The sequence below is a fragment of the Ruegeria sp. H8 genome (genome assembly GCF_056532905.1).
Map to the genome: position 1 here is coordinate 1,274,522 of NZ_JBQFNY010000001.1, position 16,225 is coordinate 1,290,746.

A 16,225-nucleotide genomic window follows, 5' to 3' on the forward strand; every position below is an offset into this window, starting at 1 on the left:
AATTTGAGCCGTCTCAGCGCGTTCCCAGGGCGATTTGGTGAACACTCACAAGGCATAAACAGGCTTTTGTGCAATTTTCGAAACGGTCAGCATGCATGGATCTTGCGAATCCATCTGCACCTGATCCGTTGAAATGCCCCCCTTGTTGAGGTTGCAGCGCGCAAAATCCGTTGGCAGTGCGCGGTTGTACGTGTCAGGCAAGTTCCTGCTGGGTGGATGACCGCCTGGCCCGCCAGCCCAGCAAAACCCCAGCCGCCGCGATCAGGACAATCCCGAACACCTGCATCAAATCGAGGGTCTGACCCAGTGCGACGAATGCAAAGAGCGGCCCGAAAATCATCACTGAATACTCGAACACGGCCACGTAAGAGGTCTCGCCTACCTGATAGGCTTTGATGAGCATGAAGACCGCAATGGTCGACCCGACGGCCTGAACGACAATCCATGGCAGCGCGGGCCCCACTTCCCAGACCCAACCCCGTGTAACAAAGCCATCCGGCCCGTCCAGCGTGGCAACGGGTGCAACCGTGAACAAGGCGGCGCCCACGGCCCCTGACAGCCCAAGGGTAATGACCATGGCTGCCAGCATCGCAACCGTGCTTTCGCGCGCGCAATATGTCCGCGTCATGATCGAACTCAAGGCATAGAAAAAACCTGCGGCGACTGGAAAAACCGAACGCATTTCGAATTCGACCGGGTTGGGTTGCAAAACCAGAAGGGTGCCCGAAAAACCGACCAGCACAGCCAGAATGCGCCAGGGCCCGATCTTTTGCCCAAGCGCAAAGGACGAAATCAGCAGCACGAAAATCGGCGAGGTGAACAACCCTGCCAGGGCTTGCGCAATCGGCATCATCGACAGCGACGCAAAATAGAAAAACATGGCCGTCGCAATCAGAAGACTGCGTAAGATGACCGCCCTCCACCGTTGCGGCCTCAGCCCGCCCAGCCCCATAAGGGACAGGCCGACAATCAGCGGCAGCATCAGCAATGCCCGCATGAAATGGAATTGCCACAGCCCGACCGTCTCGGCCAGCAGGATCACAACACTGTCGATCACGCCGATAATAGCCATTGCTGCGACCATAAGGGCTGAAGCCAGCACCGGAGAGGTGGTCGTGTCTGCCTGCATGTTCGCGCCCTTGTTGCGATCAAAGATCGGCGATCTTATTCCTGACAGGTATCCAGCACAAATCGGAATACCTGCGCAACAGGTTTGCGCACGGCGTTTTCACCATGCTAAGCTGCGGCAAAACTATTTCGAGCAGACCCCAACCAGATGACGGCCCTGAAACAGTACCAGCGGATCGAAGCCACCGGTCTGTGGCGCCCTTCGCCCGATGAACAGCGGCGCGAAGTCGTGGTATCGATTGGCAAGGCGACCCTGACCATTTCCGATTTCAATGACAGGGCTTTGACGCATTGGTCTTTGGCGGCGCTTGAACGGCAGAACCCCGGCGCCTTTCCGGCTGTTTTTTGCCCCGACGGTGATCCGGATGAGACACTGGAACTGGGAGAATCCGAAACCACGATGCTTGAAGCGATCGATCGGCTGCAACGTGCCATCGAACGCTCGCGCCCCCATCCCGGCCGTTTGCGCTGGATGAGCGTCGGAGGCGTTGTGGCCGCGGTTCTGGCCGTATTGTTGTTCTGGCTGCCCGGTGCGTTGCAAAACCATGTTGTCTCGGTCGTGCCCGAAATCAAACGGCAGGAAATCGGAGACACGATCCTGCGTCGGATCGAACGCGTCTCGGGACCGGCCTGTTCTTCCGTGGATGCGCAGGCTTCACTGGATCGCTTGGCCAGTCGTACGGGCGTGCGGCAGATCGTTATTCTGCCCGCCGGCGTTCAGGACAGCCTCAGCTTGCCGGGTGGCACCGTTCTGTTGAACCGGGCGCTGGTTGAAGACCACGAAGACCCTGCTGTCGCAGCAGGCTATGTTGTTGCAGAGCGCGCGCGGACGGCGTTCAACGACCCGCTGGATGATCTGCTGGACAGAACCGGGGCGGCGTCGGCCTTTCGGCTGTTAACGACCGGGGAACTGACACCTGAGATCATCGACACCTATACCGAACAGGTCCTCTCGCAGCCCCGACCTTCCCTTCCGGACGAAGACTTGCTGGCGATGTTTTCGCAAAGCGCGCTGCCTTCCACCCCTTACGCCTATGCTCAGGATATTACCGGAGAGTCAGTATTGGGCCTGATCGAGGCTGATCCCATGGCCGGCCGGACACTGGAACAGGTGTTGCCGGACCGTGATTGGGTCCGGCTGCAAAACATATGCGGTGAATAAGCCGGTTTACTTGGTTCCAAACATCCGGTCGCCCGCATCGCCCAGTCCCGGCATGATATAGCCTTTCGAGTTCAGCTCGCGGTCCAGTGCAGCGGTGACGATGTGCACATCCGGGTGCGCCTCTTTCATACGCGCCACACCTTCCGGCGCGGCCAACAGGCACAGAAAGCGGATATCTGTCGCCCCCGCCTCTTTCAGCAGGTCAATCGCCGCGGCCGAGCTGTTGCCGGTGGCCAGCATCGGATCCACCGCGATAACCAAACGGTCTTTCAGGCTCTCGGGTGCCTTGAAGTAATACTGCACGGGCTTCAGCGTTTCTTCGTCGCGATACAGACCGACAAAACCGACGCGCGCAGAAGGAACAAGCTCCAGCACCCCATCCAGCATCCCGTTTCCAGCACGCAGGATCGACACCAGCGCCATTTTCTTGCCCGCCAGAATGGGTGCATCCATTTCTTCCATCGGTGTTTCGATATGGCGCGTGGTCAACGGAATTTCGCGCGTGACCTCATAGGCCAGCAGCAGCGTTATTTCGCGCAGCAACTGCCGGAACACGGCGGTCGATGTGCCCTTGTCCCGCATGAGCGTCAGTTTGTGTTGCACCAGAGGGTGATCGACGATGGTCAGATGTTCGCTCATGTTATCTCCAGTCTTTTCTTGATCCGCGCGCGGGTAGCGTCATCGCAAAAGGCCGCTTCCAGGGCGGTTTCGTTCAGGGCCGCAAAATCTTCGGCCTTCCAGCCAAAAGCTGCGTTCAGCATTTCATATTCCCGCCGCATGGTCGTGTGAAAAAATGGCGGGTCATCCGTTGAGACGGTGACCTTCACGCCCGCATTACGCAAAGCCGCGATTGGATGTGTCGCAAAATCCGGGAAAAGCCCCAGAACCACATTCGATCCCGGACAGACCTCAAGAGTGATGTCCCGGTCGACCAGTTCGCGAACAAGGTCCGGATCCTCGATGGCGCGAACACCGTGCCCGATGCGCTCGACCCCCAGATCACGGACGGCATCGCGCACGCTTTGAGGGCCTCCGAACTCACCGGCATGTGTCGTCAGCCGCAGGCCGGCCTCGCGCGCGCAGTCGAACGCCCATTTGAAATCGCCCTGAGCGCCAACGGATTCATTGCCACCCATGCCAAAACCGGTGATCCAGTCGCCCGCAGTCTCTGCCGCGCAATAGGCGCTGCGCTTGGCTTGATCGGGGCCGAAATGGCGCACACAGGTAATGACGCCGCGCAGGGTGATGTCAAACTTGCGCTCGGCCTCGTCCGCCGCGTCCTGAATGGCGTTCAGATAGTCCCGCCAGGCGTGCAGGTCGCCGCCGCCACAAAAATCGGGGCTCAGAAAAGTCTCAGAATAGACGACACCGTTTTCGGCGCTTTCTTCGAGAATGGCCAATGTCAGCCGCCGAAAGTCTTCGGGCGTCTTCAGGACTTCGCAAGCAGCTTCATACACATTCAGGAAATGCGCGAAATCGCGGAAATCATAGGATCCGTCCGGCTTGAAGATACCGCTCAGATCCACCCGTTTTTCATGCGCAAGCTGACGTATGAATGCCGGGGGGGCGGCGCCTTCGTGATGCAGGTGCAGTTCTATTTTCGGCAGATCGGCGACGCTCATAGAAAGTTCCTTCCCGGCCCTTGCGCCGGAATGTTCAGGTGATGGGCGATGCTGGCGGCAATATCGGCAAAGTCTACCTGGCCGATCTGCCCCGTGCCCGACCCGGAAATCAGAACCGGCACTTGTTCACGTGTGTGATCTGTCCCGGTCCAGCTGGGATCATTGCCATGATCGGCGGTCAACACCAACAGGTCGCCGGGGCGCAGCCTGGCCAGAATCTTGCCGATCTCGTGATCGAACCATTCCAATGCTCGGGCATAGCCGCTGATATCGCGACGGTGGCCGTAAAGGCTGTCGAATTCAACAAAGTTGGCAAAAGTCAGGCTGCCCTCTTCGGCGTCATCCACCAGATCTGAAAGGTGCCGCATGAGTTCAGCGTCCGACCCTTTGCGCAGCGTGTCGATACCCTGCATGGAAAAGATGTCGCCGATCTTGCCCACCGCGTGCACCGTCCGCCCGGCATCCTGCACCCAATTGGTCAGAACCGGTGCCGGCGGCAGAATGGCGAAATCCTTGCGGTTGGTTGTTCGTTCGAATCCCGCCTCTGGCGAGCCGACAAAGGGGCGCGCGATGACACGGCCCACTTTCATTTCGTGCAAGCGCGGTGCAAGGGCACGGCACATGTCCAGCAAACGGTCCAGCCCGAAACTCTCTTCATGGGCTGCGATCTGAAACACACTGTCGACTGAGGTGTAGCAGATCGGCCAGCCGGTTCGCATATGCTCGGCACCCAGTTCAGCGATGATCGCCGTGCCCGAGGCGTGGCAATCGCCAAGGATGCCTTCGGTTCCGGCGGCCTGGGCCGCTGCGCGGCTCAGGTCAGCAGGAAAAGCCGGAACCGTATCCGGGAAATAGTGCCAATCCCACGGCACCGGCAGACCTGCCAGTTCCCAGTGGCCCGAGGGCGTGTCTTTGCCGGGCGAATGCTCGCGCGCGCAGCCCCACAGCCCATTGGGTTCGGCGTCCAATCCGGGGGTTGCGTCCCCAGACGCCAGTCGCGCAGCCGCACCCAAACCCAGCGCGTCGAGGTTCGGCAGGTTCAAGGGGCCCGAGCGCCCGTCTTCGGCCCGCCCTTCGACACAGGCCTGCGCGATATTGGCCAGCGTATTTGCCCCACTATCCGGGACGTCGCCATTGAAAAAACGATCGGCATCAGGCGCACCGCCTATTCCGACGGAATCCATGACGACGAGAAATGCACGGCTCATACGCTGATCCTTTCATGGATCAGATCCGGAAGCGCCGGGGTCATGTCGCTGATCTCAATCGCGCTCAGCACGTTTTCTGCGGCTCGGCGCGCGGCATCTTCCCGAGCAGCATGGATCACTGCAATCGGCGCACCTTTTGACACGCGATCCCCAAGCCGAAGAATACTGGATATCCCGACGGCGGGGTCGATCTCATCACTTTCGACCTGACGGCCACCGCCCAGCGCAACCACGGCAAGACCCAGAGCTTCTCCGTCAACGGCCGAGATGAAGCCGTCCCGCGGGGCCGGAACCTCTTGGATGACATTCGCCTCAGGCAGGAACCGGGCCCAGGTATCGACAAACTGAACCGGGCCACCGACCGCTGCCATCATGCGCCCGAACCGTTCGGCAGCACGACCGTCACGGATAATTTCAAAGATCTTCTCACGCCCTTCCTCAATCGTTCCGCACATTCCTGCGTCGGTCAGCAGGACGCCTCCCAGCTCGGCGGAAATGTCTGCCAAAGGCGACGCATTCGACCCCGTCAGCACCTTCATCACTTCCGCGATTTCCAAGGCATTGCCCAACGCCGAGGCCAATGGTTGGTTCATATCCGTGATCACCGCCGACGTGCGGCATCCTGCTGCGTTTGCGGTCTGGGTCAATGCGGTGGCCAATTTGCGGGCATCTTCCATCGTTTTCATGAAAGCACCGCTGCCGGTTTTGACATCAAGAACCAGTGCATCCGGGCTGGCGGCCAGTTTCTTGGACAGGATCGACGCTGTGATCAGATCCAGGCTCTCGACCGTCGCGGTCACATCCCGCACTGCATAAAGGCGCTTGTCTGCCGGCGCGATCTGGCCCGTCGCTCCGACGATGGCCGCGCCGGTATCGCGTAAAATCTGCGCAAGACGGTCCTGCCCGATCTGAGTGCTGACCCCCGGTATCGCCTCTAGCTTGTCCAGCGTTCCGCCGGTATGCCCAAGACCCCGGCCCGAGATCATTGGGACATACGCCCCACATTCCGCCAACGCCGGAGCAAGAACCAGGCTGACGCTGTCCCCGACCCCTCCGGTCGAGTGCTTGTCGATCACCGGCCCGTCCACGTCCCAGGTCAGAACGTCACCGCTGTCGCGCATCGCAATCGTCAGATCCGCGCGCCCCCGAGGGTCCAGTCCGCCCATGCAGACAGCCATGGCGAATGCCCCGGCCTGCGCGTCGCTGACGCTTCCATCCGCAAGCCCCTGCGCAAACCAGATCAGCTCCTCGCGACCGGGCACCTCCTGCCTGCGCAGTTTTGCTATGATCGAGCGGGCATCCATGCGTTCAGACATCCTCCATGTGTGACGCGTCGAATGCGCCCGGCAACAAATCCCCGATGGTTGTCTCGAATTCAGCGCCGTCCACGGTTGCAAGGGTAACCTTCACATAGGGCTTGCCAAACTCGGCCAGTTTCTGGCGACACCCACCGCAAGGCGGCACGGGCTGAGGGCTGGAGGCGACCACATAGACCTCGGTCAGTTCCTGCTCTCCTGCGGCGACCATCGCGGCGATTGCGCCGGCCTCGGCACAAGTGCCTTCGGGATAGGCCACGTTTTCAACGTTGCACCCGGAAAAGATCTGACCCGTCGAAGCCCGAAGCGCTACGCCAACCTTGAAATTCGAATAAGGCGCATAGGCGTTTTCGCGGACTGACAAGGCAGCGTCTTTGAGCGACATGGCGATTCCCCGTTTTTTGATCATCTGGTCAGAAATTTGGATCGTTACGTAAAAAGGCCGAGGAATTGAAGCCCCCAGCCAATGTTTTTCCGTCAGCCCAGCGTTGTCGTGAACGTACCGGGCAAGATGACTTCCAGCAACTCGATGTTGTCCGAGGGCGAGGACAAGCGCGTGCGCATCCCGGGCGGGATGACAAAAGCGTCTCCTTGCTCCAGCCGGTAGGGCTCGCGCCCCTCGCCTTCCAGCGTGACCGCCCCGTTCATCACGAAGGTAAAGTGAATGTCCGTATCGTGACTGGCCCATTCGGTATCGCCCTGCCCCTTGCGGACGACCTGGACGCCAGCGACCCCTTTGGTGTTCTCGGCAATCGTCGTATCGCGGCAGATGTAACCCGGAAGACGGAATGGCACCCATTCAGCGCCCTTGGCCTGGTTGAAGACAAAGCGTTGTCCCTGCCATTCACGGTCCGGGCGAAAATGCGGCGTGGGAAGCTGCATGTCATGGTCGATTTCCGTGACATGTTCCGCTGGCACACCTATCTCGATGACCTGAACATTGTCTGACGCCTCGAGCACGCGATGACGAATTTCCGGCGGCTGGATAAAGCAATCCCCTGCGGTCAGGCGCATTTTTTCTCCCTGATCCTCGTAAACGACATCCACCCAGCCATGAATGCAGAATATCAGCTGGAACCCAACTTTGTGAAAATGCACCATATCGGGCACCGGACCCCCGTCCGGGATGCGGATATGGCTGGCGATGATCGATCCGCCCAGACGATCCGGCACCAGATCGCGATAGTGCATCCCCGCCCGACCGATGATCCATGGCGCCTGATCCTTGAGCCTGCGCACCACGAAGGAATGAACCGTTTCAGGCATCACCAGCGGCGGGTTACGCTCTTCGATTTCGATCCGGGTCCCATTCGGCGCGACAAGAACGCGTTGGCCATCTGCAAAGCTTTCCGGGTCATCTGTCAGGATGCGCAATGTTCCCGGACCTTCGGGCGCGTCTTTTTCAATCCGCAGCCGCAGACCGTGCCCTGAAAACACTGCGACGCGCGGATCGTCCGCGGGATAGATCATGTCCATCTGCATCCCCAACACCTTGGTATAAAAGGGGATGTCGTTTCGAATTTCCTGGGTAGGCAAACGAAATTCAGCTTGGGTCCGGGAAGGCTCGGATGTCTTTGTCATGAGATGTCTCGTCAGAACTCGATTTGGACCATCCGATCAGAACAGAGGCCAAAATGCCAATCGAAAAGAACATCTCGAGCGTTTCTTCCATCACGAAAAGCCGCGTCTCCATAACTGACGACAAAGCTTGGCCGTGCAGCCCGGTTAATTCTTCAAGAAGCTGAGCGATGACGGCAAGACAGCCAGCCGCAATGAACACGATCATAAAGGACGCGCGCCGCTTGACCGCACGCCATCCCGTCGGGATCCCGTGCCAGATGACACCTCCCAGGACAACGCAGGCCAGCAAAACCCTGACCAGAGTGACGTCCAGCACCGCATCCAGACCGTCAAGGATAAGAAACGGCAAGCTGCCTTCAGGATAAACGCCTGCTTCCAGCTCACGCTCGGCCAACAAAAGGAATGTCAGCCCGATATACAGCCGGGTGACACCCGGATATCGCCACAAAGCGGCCACACCCGCTGCAAACAAACACGCCGCGGAAATTGTTTCAAACAACCCGCCTTCCTGATTGAAAACCAGTACCTGTTCTGGCCAGATGCCAACAGCACCAAGAAGCACAACACACGACAGCACCGCAAACCAAAGGGTTAGCCGCACAACTTCGGTATCCGCCACAGAACCGGAGAACAGGCCATCGACCTGATCATTTGCCTTGAAAGTCATTACTGCTTCGTCTTGCCTGAGTGTTTGTTCGTTTCGCAAAGTTGCTTAGATGTAAAAAAAATATGTCAAAATTCAACCCATTTCGGGTGTGCAACTGCGCCACGTCGGCAAAATTACGCAACGTAGCCAAGCTTGGACGAATAGTTTAATGTTAAATCAAATTCTAAGAGGGAACTGAAACTTCAATGTCTGACACCCCCAGCCTGCGACAGGCCGCGCTTGACTATCACGCCCATCCGAAACCCGGAAAACTTGAGATCAAGGCCACGAAACCGATGGCCAACGGTCGCGATCTGGCGCGCGCCTATTCGCCCGGCGTGGCAGAGGCCAGCCTTGAAATCAAAGCCGACGCCGCAAACGCGGAAAAGTACACGGCACGCGGCAACCTTGTCGCCGTGGTATCCAACGGCACCGCGGTTCTTGGTCTGGGCAACATAGGGGCGCTGGCCTCGAAACCGGTGATGGAGGGCAAAGCCGTCCTGTTCAAGAAATTCGCTGGCATTGACTGTTTTGATATCGAAGTAGACCAGCCTGATCCTGAAAAGCTGGCGGATATCGTCTGCGCGCTGGAACCGACATTCGGGGCCATCAACCTGGAAGACATCAAGGCACCGGATTGTTTCATTGTCGAAAAGCTGTGCCGCGAGCGTATGAACATTCCCGTTTTTCACGACGATCAGCACGGAACCGCCATTGTCGTCGGGGCCGCAGCCAAGAACGCTTTGCATGTGGCGGGGAAATCCTTTGCGGACATCAAAGTCGTATCAACCGGTGGCGGGGCTGCGGGGATTGCCTGTTTGAACATGCTGGTGAAACTGGGTGTGAAACAGGAAAACATCTGGCTGTGCGACATTCACGGGCTCGTCTACGAGGGGCGCGCCGAGGATATGAACCCGCACAAGTCGCAGTTTGCGCAGAAAACGGAATTGCGGACTCTGGATGATGTCATCGGCGATGCGGATCTGTTTCTGGGCCTGAGCGGTCCGAATGTCCTGAAGCCTGAAATGGTTCAGAAAATGGCAGATCGTCCGATCATCTTCGCACTGGCCAACCCAACGCCAGAAATCCTGCCTCAGGCCGCGCGTGAGGTTGCACCAGACGCGATCATTGCCACCGGGCGCAGCGATTTTCCCAATCAGGTCAACAACGTATTGTGCTTTCCGTTCATCTTCCGGGGTGCTCTGGATGTGGGCGCGACAGAGATCAATGACGCGATGCAGATCGCCTGCGTCGACGGTATTGCGGAAATGGCCCGCGCGACGACAAGCGCCGAGGCCGCAGCCGCCTACAAGGGCGAGCAACTGACCTTTGGGCCGGATTACCTGATTCCGAAACCTTTTGATCCGCGTTTGGTGGGTGTCGTCTCATCTTCCGTTGCCAAGGCAGCCATGGAAAGCGGCGTCGCTAAGCGCCCCATTAAAGATCTTGAGGCCTATAAGGAAAAACTCAACCAGTCTGTTTTCAAGTCGGCGCTTTTGATGCGCCCCGTATTCGAGGCCGCGGCCGTCGCATCCCGTCGCATCGTATTTGCCGAAGGCGAAGATGAAAGGGTGCTGCGGGCTGCACAAGCCATTCTTGAGGAAACGACGGAAACGCCGATCCTGATCGGACGTCCCGAAGTCATCGAATCCCGATGCGAAAAACTGGGCCTGACCATACGCCCGGGCACAGACTGCCAGATCGTGAACCCGGAAAACGATCCGCGTTACTACGATTACTGGAGCTCATATCATCAGATCATGCAGCGCCGAGGTGTGACCCCGGATCTGGCCAAGGCGATCATGCGCACAAATACAACCGCCATCGGCGCAATCATGGTGCATCGGGGCGAGGCTGACAGTCTGATCTGCGGCACGTTCGGCGAATATCGCTGGCATCTGAATTACGTTGAACAGGTGCTTGACGATGGCAACCTGCGCCCGCACGGCGCGTTGTCGCTGATGATTTTGGAAGACGGCCCCCTATTCATAGCCGACACGCATGTCCGGCAATTGCCGACGCCCGAAGAACTGGCGGAATCCACCATTGGCGCCGCGCGGCATGTTCGCCGATTTGGGATCGAACCCAAGATCGCATTCTGTTCGCAATCACAATTCGGCAATCAGGCGGAAGGATCGGGAAAACGCCTGCGCGCTGCATTGGACATCCTGGACCAGAAACCGCGCGACTTTGTCTATGAAGGTGAAATGAACCTGGATGCGGCCCTTGATGCGGATCTTCGGGCGCGGATTTTTCCGGGATCTCGCCTACAGGGCGCGGCAAATGTGCTGATCTTTGCTCATGCGGATGCGGCCAGCGGCGTGCGCAATATCCTGAAAATGAAAGCGGACGGGATCGAAGTTGGCCCCATTCTGATGGGGATGGGCAACAAGGCGCACATCGTCACCCCATCCATTACCGCACGCGGATTGCTGAACATGGCTGCCATCGCGGGGACCCCGGTGGCGCATTACGGGTAAGCCGGCCGCCCGACGCCCAAAACCGCATCCCCTACGGGGGTGCGGTTAACACAATTCTCACCTTTTGACTGCTATATGCCGTTGCATCTCCGTGGGAGCCGTGGGGCACGCGGAAGAAGGGCGAATTGGCTTTGCGCCGAGTCGCCTCGGACGTGATCTTTTGCATGGTTGAATTTGCAAGTTTGCAAAATGGCCTATTTGGCGCAGAAAATCCAATGCTGGAAAAGAAGTTTGCAAAAATTTGCAAGCTGTTGCGCGAATTACTGCAAATATTTTGCGATAAACTGACGCGTCGTCATTTGACGCGCTTGCCCGATAGTTTTCTGGGTCCTAACACAAAGACCAAGTCGTTGTGAGGAGGACGAGATGGCGTATCAGGACGTTTATGACAGTTGGAAGAAAGACCCCGAGGCGTTCTGGATGAACGCCGCCAAGGGGATCGATTGGGTCAAAGAACCCAGCAAAGCTCTGTTCGACGACAACGCGCCTTTGTACGAATGGTTCAGCGACGCACGGGTCAATACCTGCTGGAACGCCGTGGACCGCCACGTTGAAAACGGGCGTGGCGAGCAGACCGCCATCATCTATGACAGCCCGATCACCCATACCAAGCGCGAGATTTCATATGTCGAGCTGCGCAACCGCGTGGCCAATCTTGCCGGCGCGCTGCGGGCGAAAGGTATCGAGAAAGGTGACCGCGTCATCATCTACATGCCGATGATCCCCGAGGCGCTTGAGGCGATGCTGGCCTGCGCTCGTCTGGGCGCTGTGCATTCCGTTGTGTTCGGCGGATTTGCCAGCAACGAACTGGCAGTCCGTATCGACGACGCCAAACCCAAAGCCGTCATTGCGGCGTCCTGTGGTATGGAACCTGGCCGGGTCGTGCACTACAAGCCGCTTCTGGACGGCGCCATCGAACTTGCCGAGCACAAGCCGGATTTCTGCGTCATCTTTCAGCGCGAACAGGAAGTTGCGCAACTGATCGAAGGGCGCGACTACAACTGGCACGGGTTCCAGTACGGTGTCGAACCGGCGGAATGTGTTCCCGTCGACGGCAACGATCCGGCGTACATCCTGTACACTTCGGGCACCACGGGAGCGCCCAAGGGCGTCGTGCGCCCCACTGCCGGGCATCTGGTGGCACTGAACTGGACCATGAAGAACATCTATGACGTTGATCCCGGTGATGTATTCTGGGCGGCATCTGATGTGGGTTGGGTCGTTGGACATTCCTATATCTGCTATGCACCCCTGATCCACGGCAACACGACGATTGTGTTCGAAGGCAAACCGGTCGGCACCCCTGATGCGGGAACCTTCTGGCGCGTAATCTCTGAACATAAGGTGAAAAGCTTCTTCACCGCCCCTACGGCGATCCGTGCCGTGAAACGAGAAGACCCCAAAGGCGAATTGATCGCCAAGTATGATCTGTCTCATCTGCGGGCACTGTATCTTGCGGGGGAACGGGCTGACCCCGACACCATCATCTGGGCGCAGGATGCGCTGAAGGTTCCGGTGATCGACCATTGGTGGCAGACCGAAACCGGATGGGCCATCGCCGGAAATCCGCTGGGCATCGAAGAGCTTCCGATCAAGCTGGGTTCGCCCGCGAAACCGATGCCCGGCTATGACGTGCAAATTCTCGACGAAGGCGGCCACCCGATGAAAGCCGGCGAACTGGGGGCCATCGCGGTCAAACTGCCCTTGCCTCCGGGCACCCTGCCGACCTTGTGGAACGCCGAGGAGCGGTTCAGGAAATCCTATCTTGAACATTTCCCCGGGTATTATGAAACCGGCGATGCCGGTATGATCGACGAGGACGGATATCTTTACATCATGGCCCGCACCGATGATGTCATCAACGTCGCGGGCCACCGTCTGTCGACCGGGGGGATGGAAGAAGTGCTTGCCGCTCACCCGGATGTGGCCGAATGCGCGGTGATCGGTGTATCGGATCAGCTAAAGGGTCAGATGCCCGTTGGGTTCCTGTGCCTGAATGCCGGCGCTGATCGGGATCATGGCGACGTGGTTCAGGAGGTCGTCAAGATGGTGCGGGAAAAGATCGGCCCGGTGGCGGCCTTCAAACTGGCCGTCGTCGTCGATAGGTTGCCCAAGACACGTTCGGGTAAAATCCTGCGGGGTACGATGGTGTCGATTGCAGACGGTCAGGATTACAAAATGCCTGCAACGATCGATGATCCAGCCATTCTTGACGAGATCAAAGAGGCCTTGCAGACAATCGGTTACGCCAAGTAACCCGAGGGGCGGCATTAGCCGCCCATTTTTTTGTCTTCTCTTGCAACTGGAAGCAGCCCCTCTACTGTCACGTTAAGACAGTGAGGACCCATGACACAGACCGATATCTGGCGTCTCAGCGCCACAGACCTGACCACCCTGACAAGACGCGGCGACCTGAGTGCGACCGAGGCGGTTCGGGCCTCGATCGAGCGAATGGATGAGGTCAACCCGGATTTGAATGCGGTTGTGGAAGACCTGCGCGAGCAAGCGTTGGAACGTGCCGAAGCGCTTGACAATGCGCGGGCTGGCGGCAAACCCACGGGTCCGCTGCATGGCGTGCCGGTCACGATCAAGGTGAACATTGACCAAAAAGGCCATGCCACAACGAACGGTGTCGTCGCATTGAAGGATGTGATTGCACCGGATGACGCCCCGGTTGTGAGAAATCTGCTAGAGGCCGGGGCTGTTGTTGTCGGGCGAACCAACACGCCCGAGTTCTCTTTCCGCGCCGACACGGACAATCCGCTGTATGGCCGTACGCACAACCCCTGGGGGCGGCATATCTCGCCCGGCGGCTCTTCCGGTGGGGCTGGCGCCGCGGTCATGGCCGGAATCGGCGCGCTGGCCCACGGCAACGATATCGGCGGCAGCCTGCGCTTTCCCGCGGCGGCCAACGGAGCCGTGACGGTGAAACCCGGGCTGGGGCGTGTCCCGGCATGGAACCCAAGCCAGAAGGTCGAACGCGGTTTGCTGGCGCAGTCGATGTCAGTTCAGGGCCTGATTACCCGGTCGGCCGCTGACCTGCATCTGTCCATGCCCAGCCTGATCACCGCCGACGCGCGTGACCCGTTTCACGTGCCGATGCCCTGGCGTGGTCCTGATCCCGACGCGCCCGTCAAGGTGGCATTCACCAAGAACACATTCGGCTATGCCCTGCACCCCGAGGTGGAAAAAGCGCTCGACACGGCACGGGACGCATTGACCGACGCGGGTTATGTGGTGCAAGAGATTGACCCGCCCGATGTATTTGAATGCGGTCGGATCGGTTACCGTACGCTGATGGGCGAAGTGCTCACGCTCATGCAGTCAGATATCGAAGCGGCCGGTTCGAAAACCATTCAGAATATCTTTGTGGTCTATTTCCAGGAATTCCCGCCTATTGTCGAAACCGAGATGGTTCAGATGCTGGCCAAACGAAGCCACTATGCGCGGAAATGGTCCCTGTTTTTGCAGGATTACCCTTTGGTGCTGTCGCCTTTCCTGCCACAACCGTTCTTCAAACCTGACCGGGACACCGAAGGCGCCGATGGAGTGCATGAGGTTCTGGGGTGCGCCGTTTATTCCTATGCGATGAACTTTCTGGGCCTGCCTGCGGCATGTGTCCCGGCCCGGCTGGCTGAATTGCCAAAGGGGCCCCAGCCGATCAATGTTCAGATAGCGGCACAGCGCTGGCGCGAAGATCTGGCGGTGGATGCGGCCGCGGCAATCGAGGCACGCGTGGGCCAAATGTGCCTGCCGCTTTGGGAGAAGTCAGAGTAGCAGGGCTGCTGCAAAAAATAGACCCCGGGACATTGTACCCGGGGCCCGACTGCTAAAATAAGCCCGGATTTCTGATGACGAGCGTAGCACCACCCACCCTCGCCAGCGCAAAATCTGCGCAATCATTCGAATACGCCGTTCAGGTGGCCACTCACTCCCACCTTGGCGTGTTCTCCGGGCAATTTCACATTAGCCAATTGCCAACAGATTCCCTGTGAACTGCTTCACACAGTTTCAAAAAATCCTCGCAGAGGCACAATTTTATGTGAATTGCTCGGAAATCAGTCGTTCTTCCAAACCGTGCCCGGGGTCGAAAAGAATGCGATGTGAAATCGTAGGCTCGGACCGGATTTCGACCCAGTCAATGTCTGGGAAAGCTACGGAATCAGCGGCAACGATAACGGGTCGCTTGTCCGCATCCAGCACATCGAACCGTACCTTCGCGATTTTTGGCAGCAAGGCACCACGCCACCGGCGGGGGCGGAATGCGGCGATTGGGGTCAACGCGAGAACGTCCGAACCAATCGGCAGAATAGGCCCGTGTGCCGAGTAGTTATACGCCGTGGACCCAGCCGCTGTGGACAGCAGCGCTCCATCGCATACAAGTTCATCCATTCGCTCGCGGCCATCAACGCTGATCTTCAGCCGCGCGGCCTGCGGGCCTGCCCGCAACAATGACACTTCGTTGATCGCCAACGCCTCGTGCAGCTTTCCGGACTGATCCATCGCCCGCATCGCCAGCGGATTGATGACCTCTTCCTCGGCATCCTCCAGGCGGGCCATCAGGTCGTCTTCGTGATACGCGTTCATCAGGAACCCGATCGTGCCACGGTTCATCCCGTATACCGGTGTATCAAGATGCTGCATTTTGTGCAGGGTATGCAACATGAAGCCATCCCCCCCAAGAGCAACCACAACATCTGCGTCGCGGGGCGCCACATTTCCGTGTTTGGACACCAGAATATCCCGGGCCGTTTGCGCCACTTTGACCTCACTGGCAAGAAAGGCGATTCTTTTTTTCATGTTTTCCGGTTTCCGGTGCTGCACATTTGGTTCCGAAACAAACATACCTTTCCCCGATAGGCCAGTCTTGACGCCGCAGCGGGCCAAATCGTCGCTTTAAGCCTTTTGCGAATGTGGCGTTTCCGATAGGAAATCCGCAAGATTTTTACCCAGCCATGTGGAGCGCCCATGAACGCCAATCTTCGTGATACCGGATTTTTCACCCAGTACCTTTCTGATCGTGATCCCGAGCTTTTTGGCTCGATCACGTCGGAACTGGGTCGTCAGCGCGACGAGATCGAG

Annotated in this window: 14 protein-coding genes; 5 read left to right on the forward strand and 9 right to left on the reverse strand. The window is 58.5% G+C overall.

What is annotated here, in order from left to right; translation table 11 throughout:
* Nucleotides 1-193 precede the first annotated feature (193 nt).
* Nucleotides 194-1,129: a DMT family transporter gene (locus ACR0A2_RS06280; RefSeq protein ID WP_480834426.1), complete on the reverse strand. Its 936-nt coding sequence runs from the start codon at nucleotides 1,127-1,129 to the stop codon at nucleotides 194-196.
* A gap of 147 nt (nucleotides 1,130-1,276) precedes the next feature.
* Between ACR0A2_RS06280 and ACR0A2_RS06285 the strand changes: the two genes are divergently transcribed.
* Nucleotides 1,277-2,290 carry a hypothetical protein gene (locus ACR0A2_RS06285; RefSeq protein ID WP_480834428.1) on the forward strand — a complete coding sequence of 338 codons (1,014 nt, stop codon included), beginning with the start codon at nucleotides 1,277-1,279 and terminating at the stop codon, nucleotides 2,288-2,290.
* 6 nt (nucleotides 2,291-2,296) lie between these two features.
* Here the strand turns inward: ACR0A2_RS06285 and upp are convergent, their stop codons facing one another.
* The 7 genes from upp to ACR0A2_RS06320 all read right to left on the reverse strand — a co-directional run bounded on the left by upp (nucleotide 2,297) and on the right by ACR0A2_RS06320 (nucleotide 8,684).
* Entirely contained in the window at nucleotides 2,297-2,929 is a 633-nt protein-coding gene (upp, locus tag ACR0A2_RS06290) for a uracil phosphoribosyltransferase (RefSeq protein ID WP_152457415.1), read from the reverse strand.
* On the reverse strand, nucleotides 2,926-3,912 hold the full coding sequence (locus ACR0A2_RS06295; RefSeq protein WP_480618797.1) for an adenosine deaminase: 987 nt from the start codon (nucleotides 3,910-3,912) through the stop codon (nucleotides 2,926-2,928). The genes upp and ACR0A2_RS06295 overlap by 4 nt, the downstream gene beginning before the upstream one ends.
* Nucleotides 3,909-5,120, reverse strand: coding sequence for a phosphopentomutase (locus ACR0A2_RS06300; RefSeq protein WP_480834430.1), 1,212 nt, complete (start codon nucleotides 5,118-5,120; stop codon nucleotides 3,909-3,911). The genes ACR0A2_RS06295 and ACR0A2_RS06300 overlap by 4 nt, the downstream gene beginning before the upstream one ends.
* Nucleotides 5,117-6,424 (reverse strand): thymidine phosphorylase, encoded by a 1,308-nt coding sequence (locus ACR0A2_RS06305; RefSeq protein ID WP_480834481.1) that lies wholly within the window; start codon nucleotides 6,422-6,424, stop codon nucleotides 5,117-5,119. The genes ACR0A2_RS06300 and ACR0A2_RS06305 overlap by 4 nt, the downstream gene beginning before the upstream one ends.
* A 4-nt stretch (nucleotides 6,425-6,428) precedes the next feature.
* Nucleotides 6,429-6,845 carry a cytidine deaminase gene (locus tag ACR0A2_RS06310; protein WP_480834432.1) on the reverse strand — a complete coding sequence of 139 codons (417 nt, stop codon included), beginning with the start codon at nucleotides 6,843-6,845 and terminating at the stop codon, nucleotides 6,429-6,431.
* A 68-nt stretch (nucleotides 6,846-6,913) separates the two neighbouring features.
* Nucleotides 6,914-8,017: a cupin domain-containing protein gene (locus tag ACR0A2_RS06315; protein WP_480834433.1), complete on the reverse strand. Its 1,104-nt coding sequence runs from the start codon at nucleotides 8,015-8,017 to the stop codon at nucleotides 6,914-6,916.
* Entirely contained in the window at nucleotides 7,980-8,684 is a 705-nt protein-coding gene (locus tag ACR0A2_RS06320; RefSeq protein ID WP_480618800.1) for a hypothetical protein, read from the reverse strand. Before ACR0A2_RS06320 ends, ACR0A2_RS06315 begins: the two co-directional genes overlap by 38 nt.
* Nucleotides 8,685-8,869: 185 nt before the next feature.
* Between ACR0A2_RS06320 and ACR0A2_RS06325 the strand changes: the two genes are divergently transcribed.
* The 4 genes from ACR0A2_RS06325 to ACR0A2_RS06340 all read left to right on the forward strand — a co-directional run bounded on the left by ACR0A2_RS06325 (nucleotide 8,870) and on the right by ACR0A2_RS06340 (nucleotide 14,920).
* Nucleotides 8,870-11,143 carry an NADP-dependent malic enzyme gene (locus ACR0A2_RS06325; protein ID WP_171329025.1) on the forward strand — a complete coding sequence of 758 codons (2,274 nt, stop codon included), beginning with the start codon at nucleotides 8,870-8,872 and terminating at the stop codon, nucleotides 11,141-11,143.
* A 164-nt stretch (nucleotides 11,144-11,307) separates the two neighbouring features.
* Nucleotides 11,308-11,499: a hypothetical protein gene (locus tag ACR0A2_RS06330; RefSeq protein WP_171228373.1), complete on the forward strand. Its 192-nt coding sequence runs from the start codon at nucleotides 11,308-11,310 to the stop codon at nucleotides 11,497-11,499.
* 10 nt (nucleotides 11,500-11,509) lie between these two features.
* Nucleotides 11,510-13,399 carry a propionate-CoA ligase PrpE gene (prpE, locus tag ACR0A2_RS06335; protein ID WP_480834435.1) on the forward strand — a complete coding sequence of 630 codons (1,890 nt, stop codon included), beginning with the start codon at nucleotides 11,510-11,512 and terminating at the stop codon, nucleotides 13,397-13,399.
* Nucleotides 13,400-13,489: 90 nt separating this feature from the next.
* A complete protein-coding gene (locus ACR0A2_RS06340) occupies nucleotides 13,490-14,920 on the forward strand; it encodes an amidase family protein (RefSeq protein WP_480834437.1) in 1,431 nt (476 codons plus the stop codon).
* Between the two features lie 261 nt (nucleotides 14,921-15,181).
* Here the strand turns inward: ACR0A2_RS06340 and ACR0A2_RS06345 are convergent, their stop codons facing one another.
* Nucleotides 15,182-15,943: an NAD kinase gene (locus tag ACR0A2_RS06345; RefSeq protein ID WP_480834439.1), complete on the reverse strand. Its 762-nt coding sequence runs from the start codon at nucleotides 15,941-15,943 to the stop codon at nucleotides 15,182-15,184.
* Between the last annotated feature and the right edge of the window lie 282 nt (nucleotides 15,944-16,225).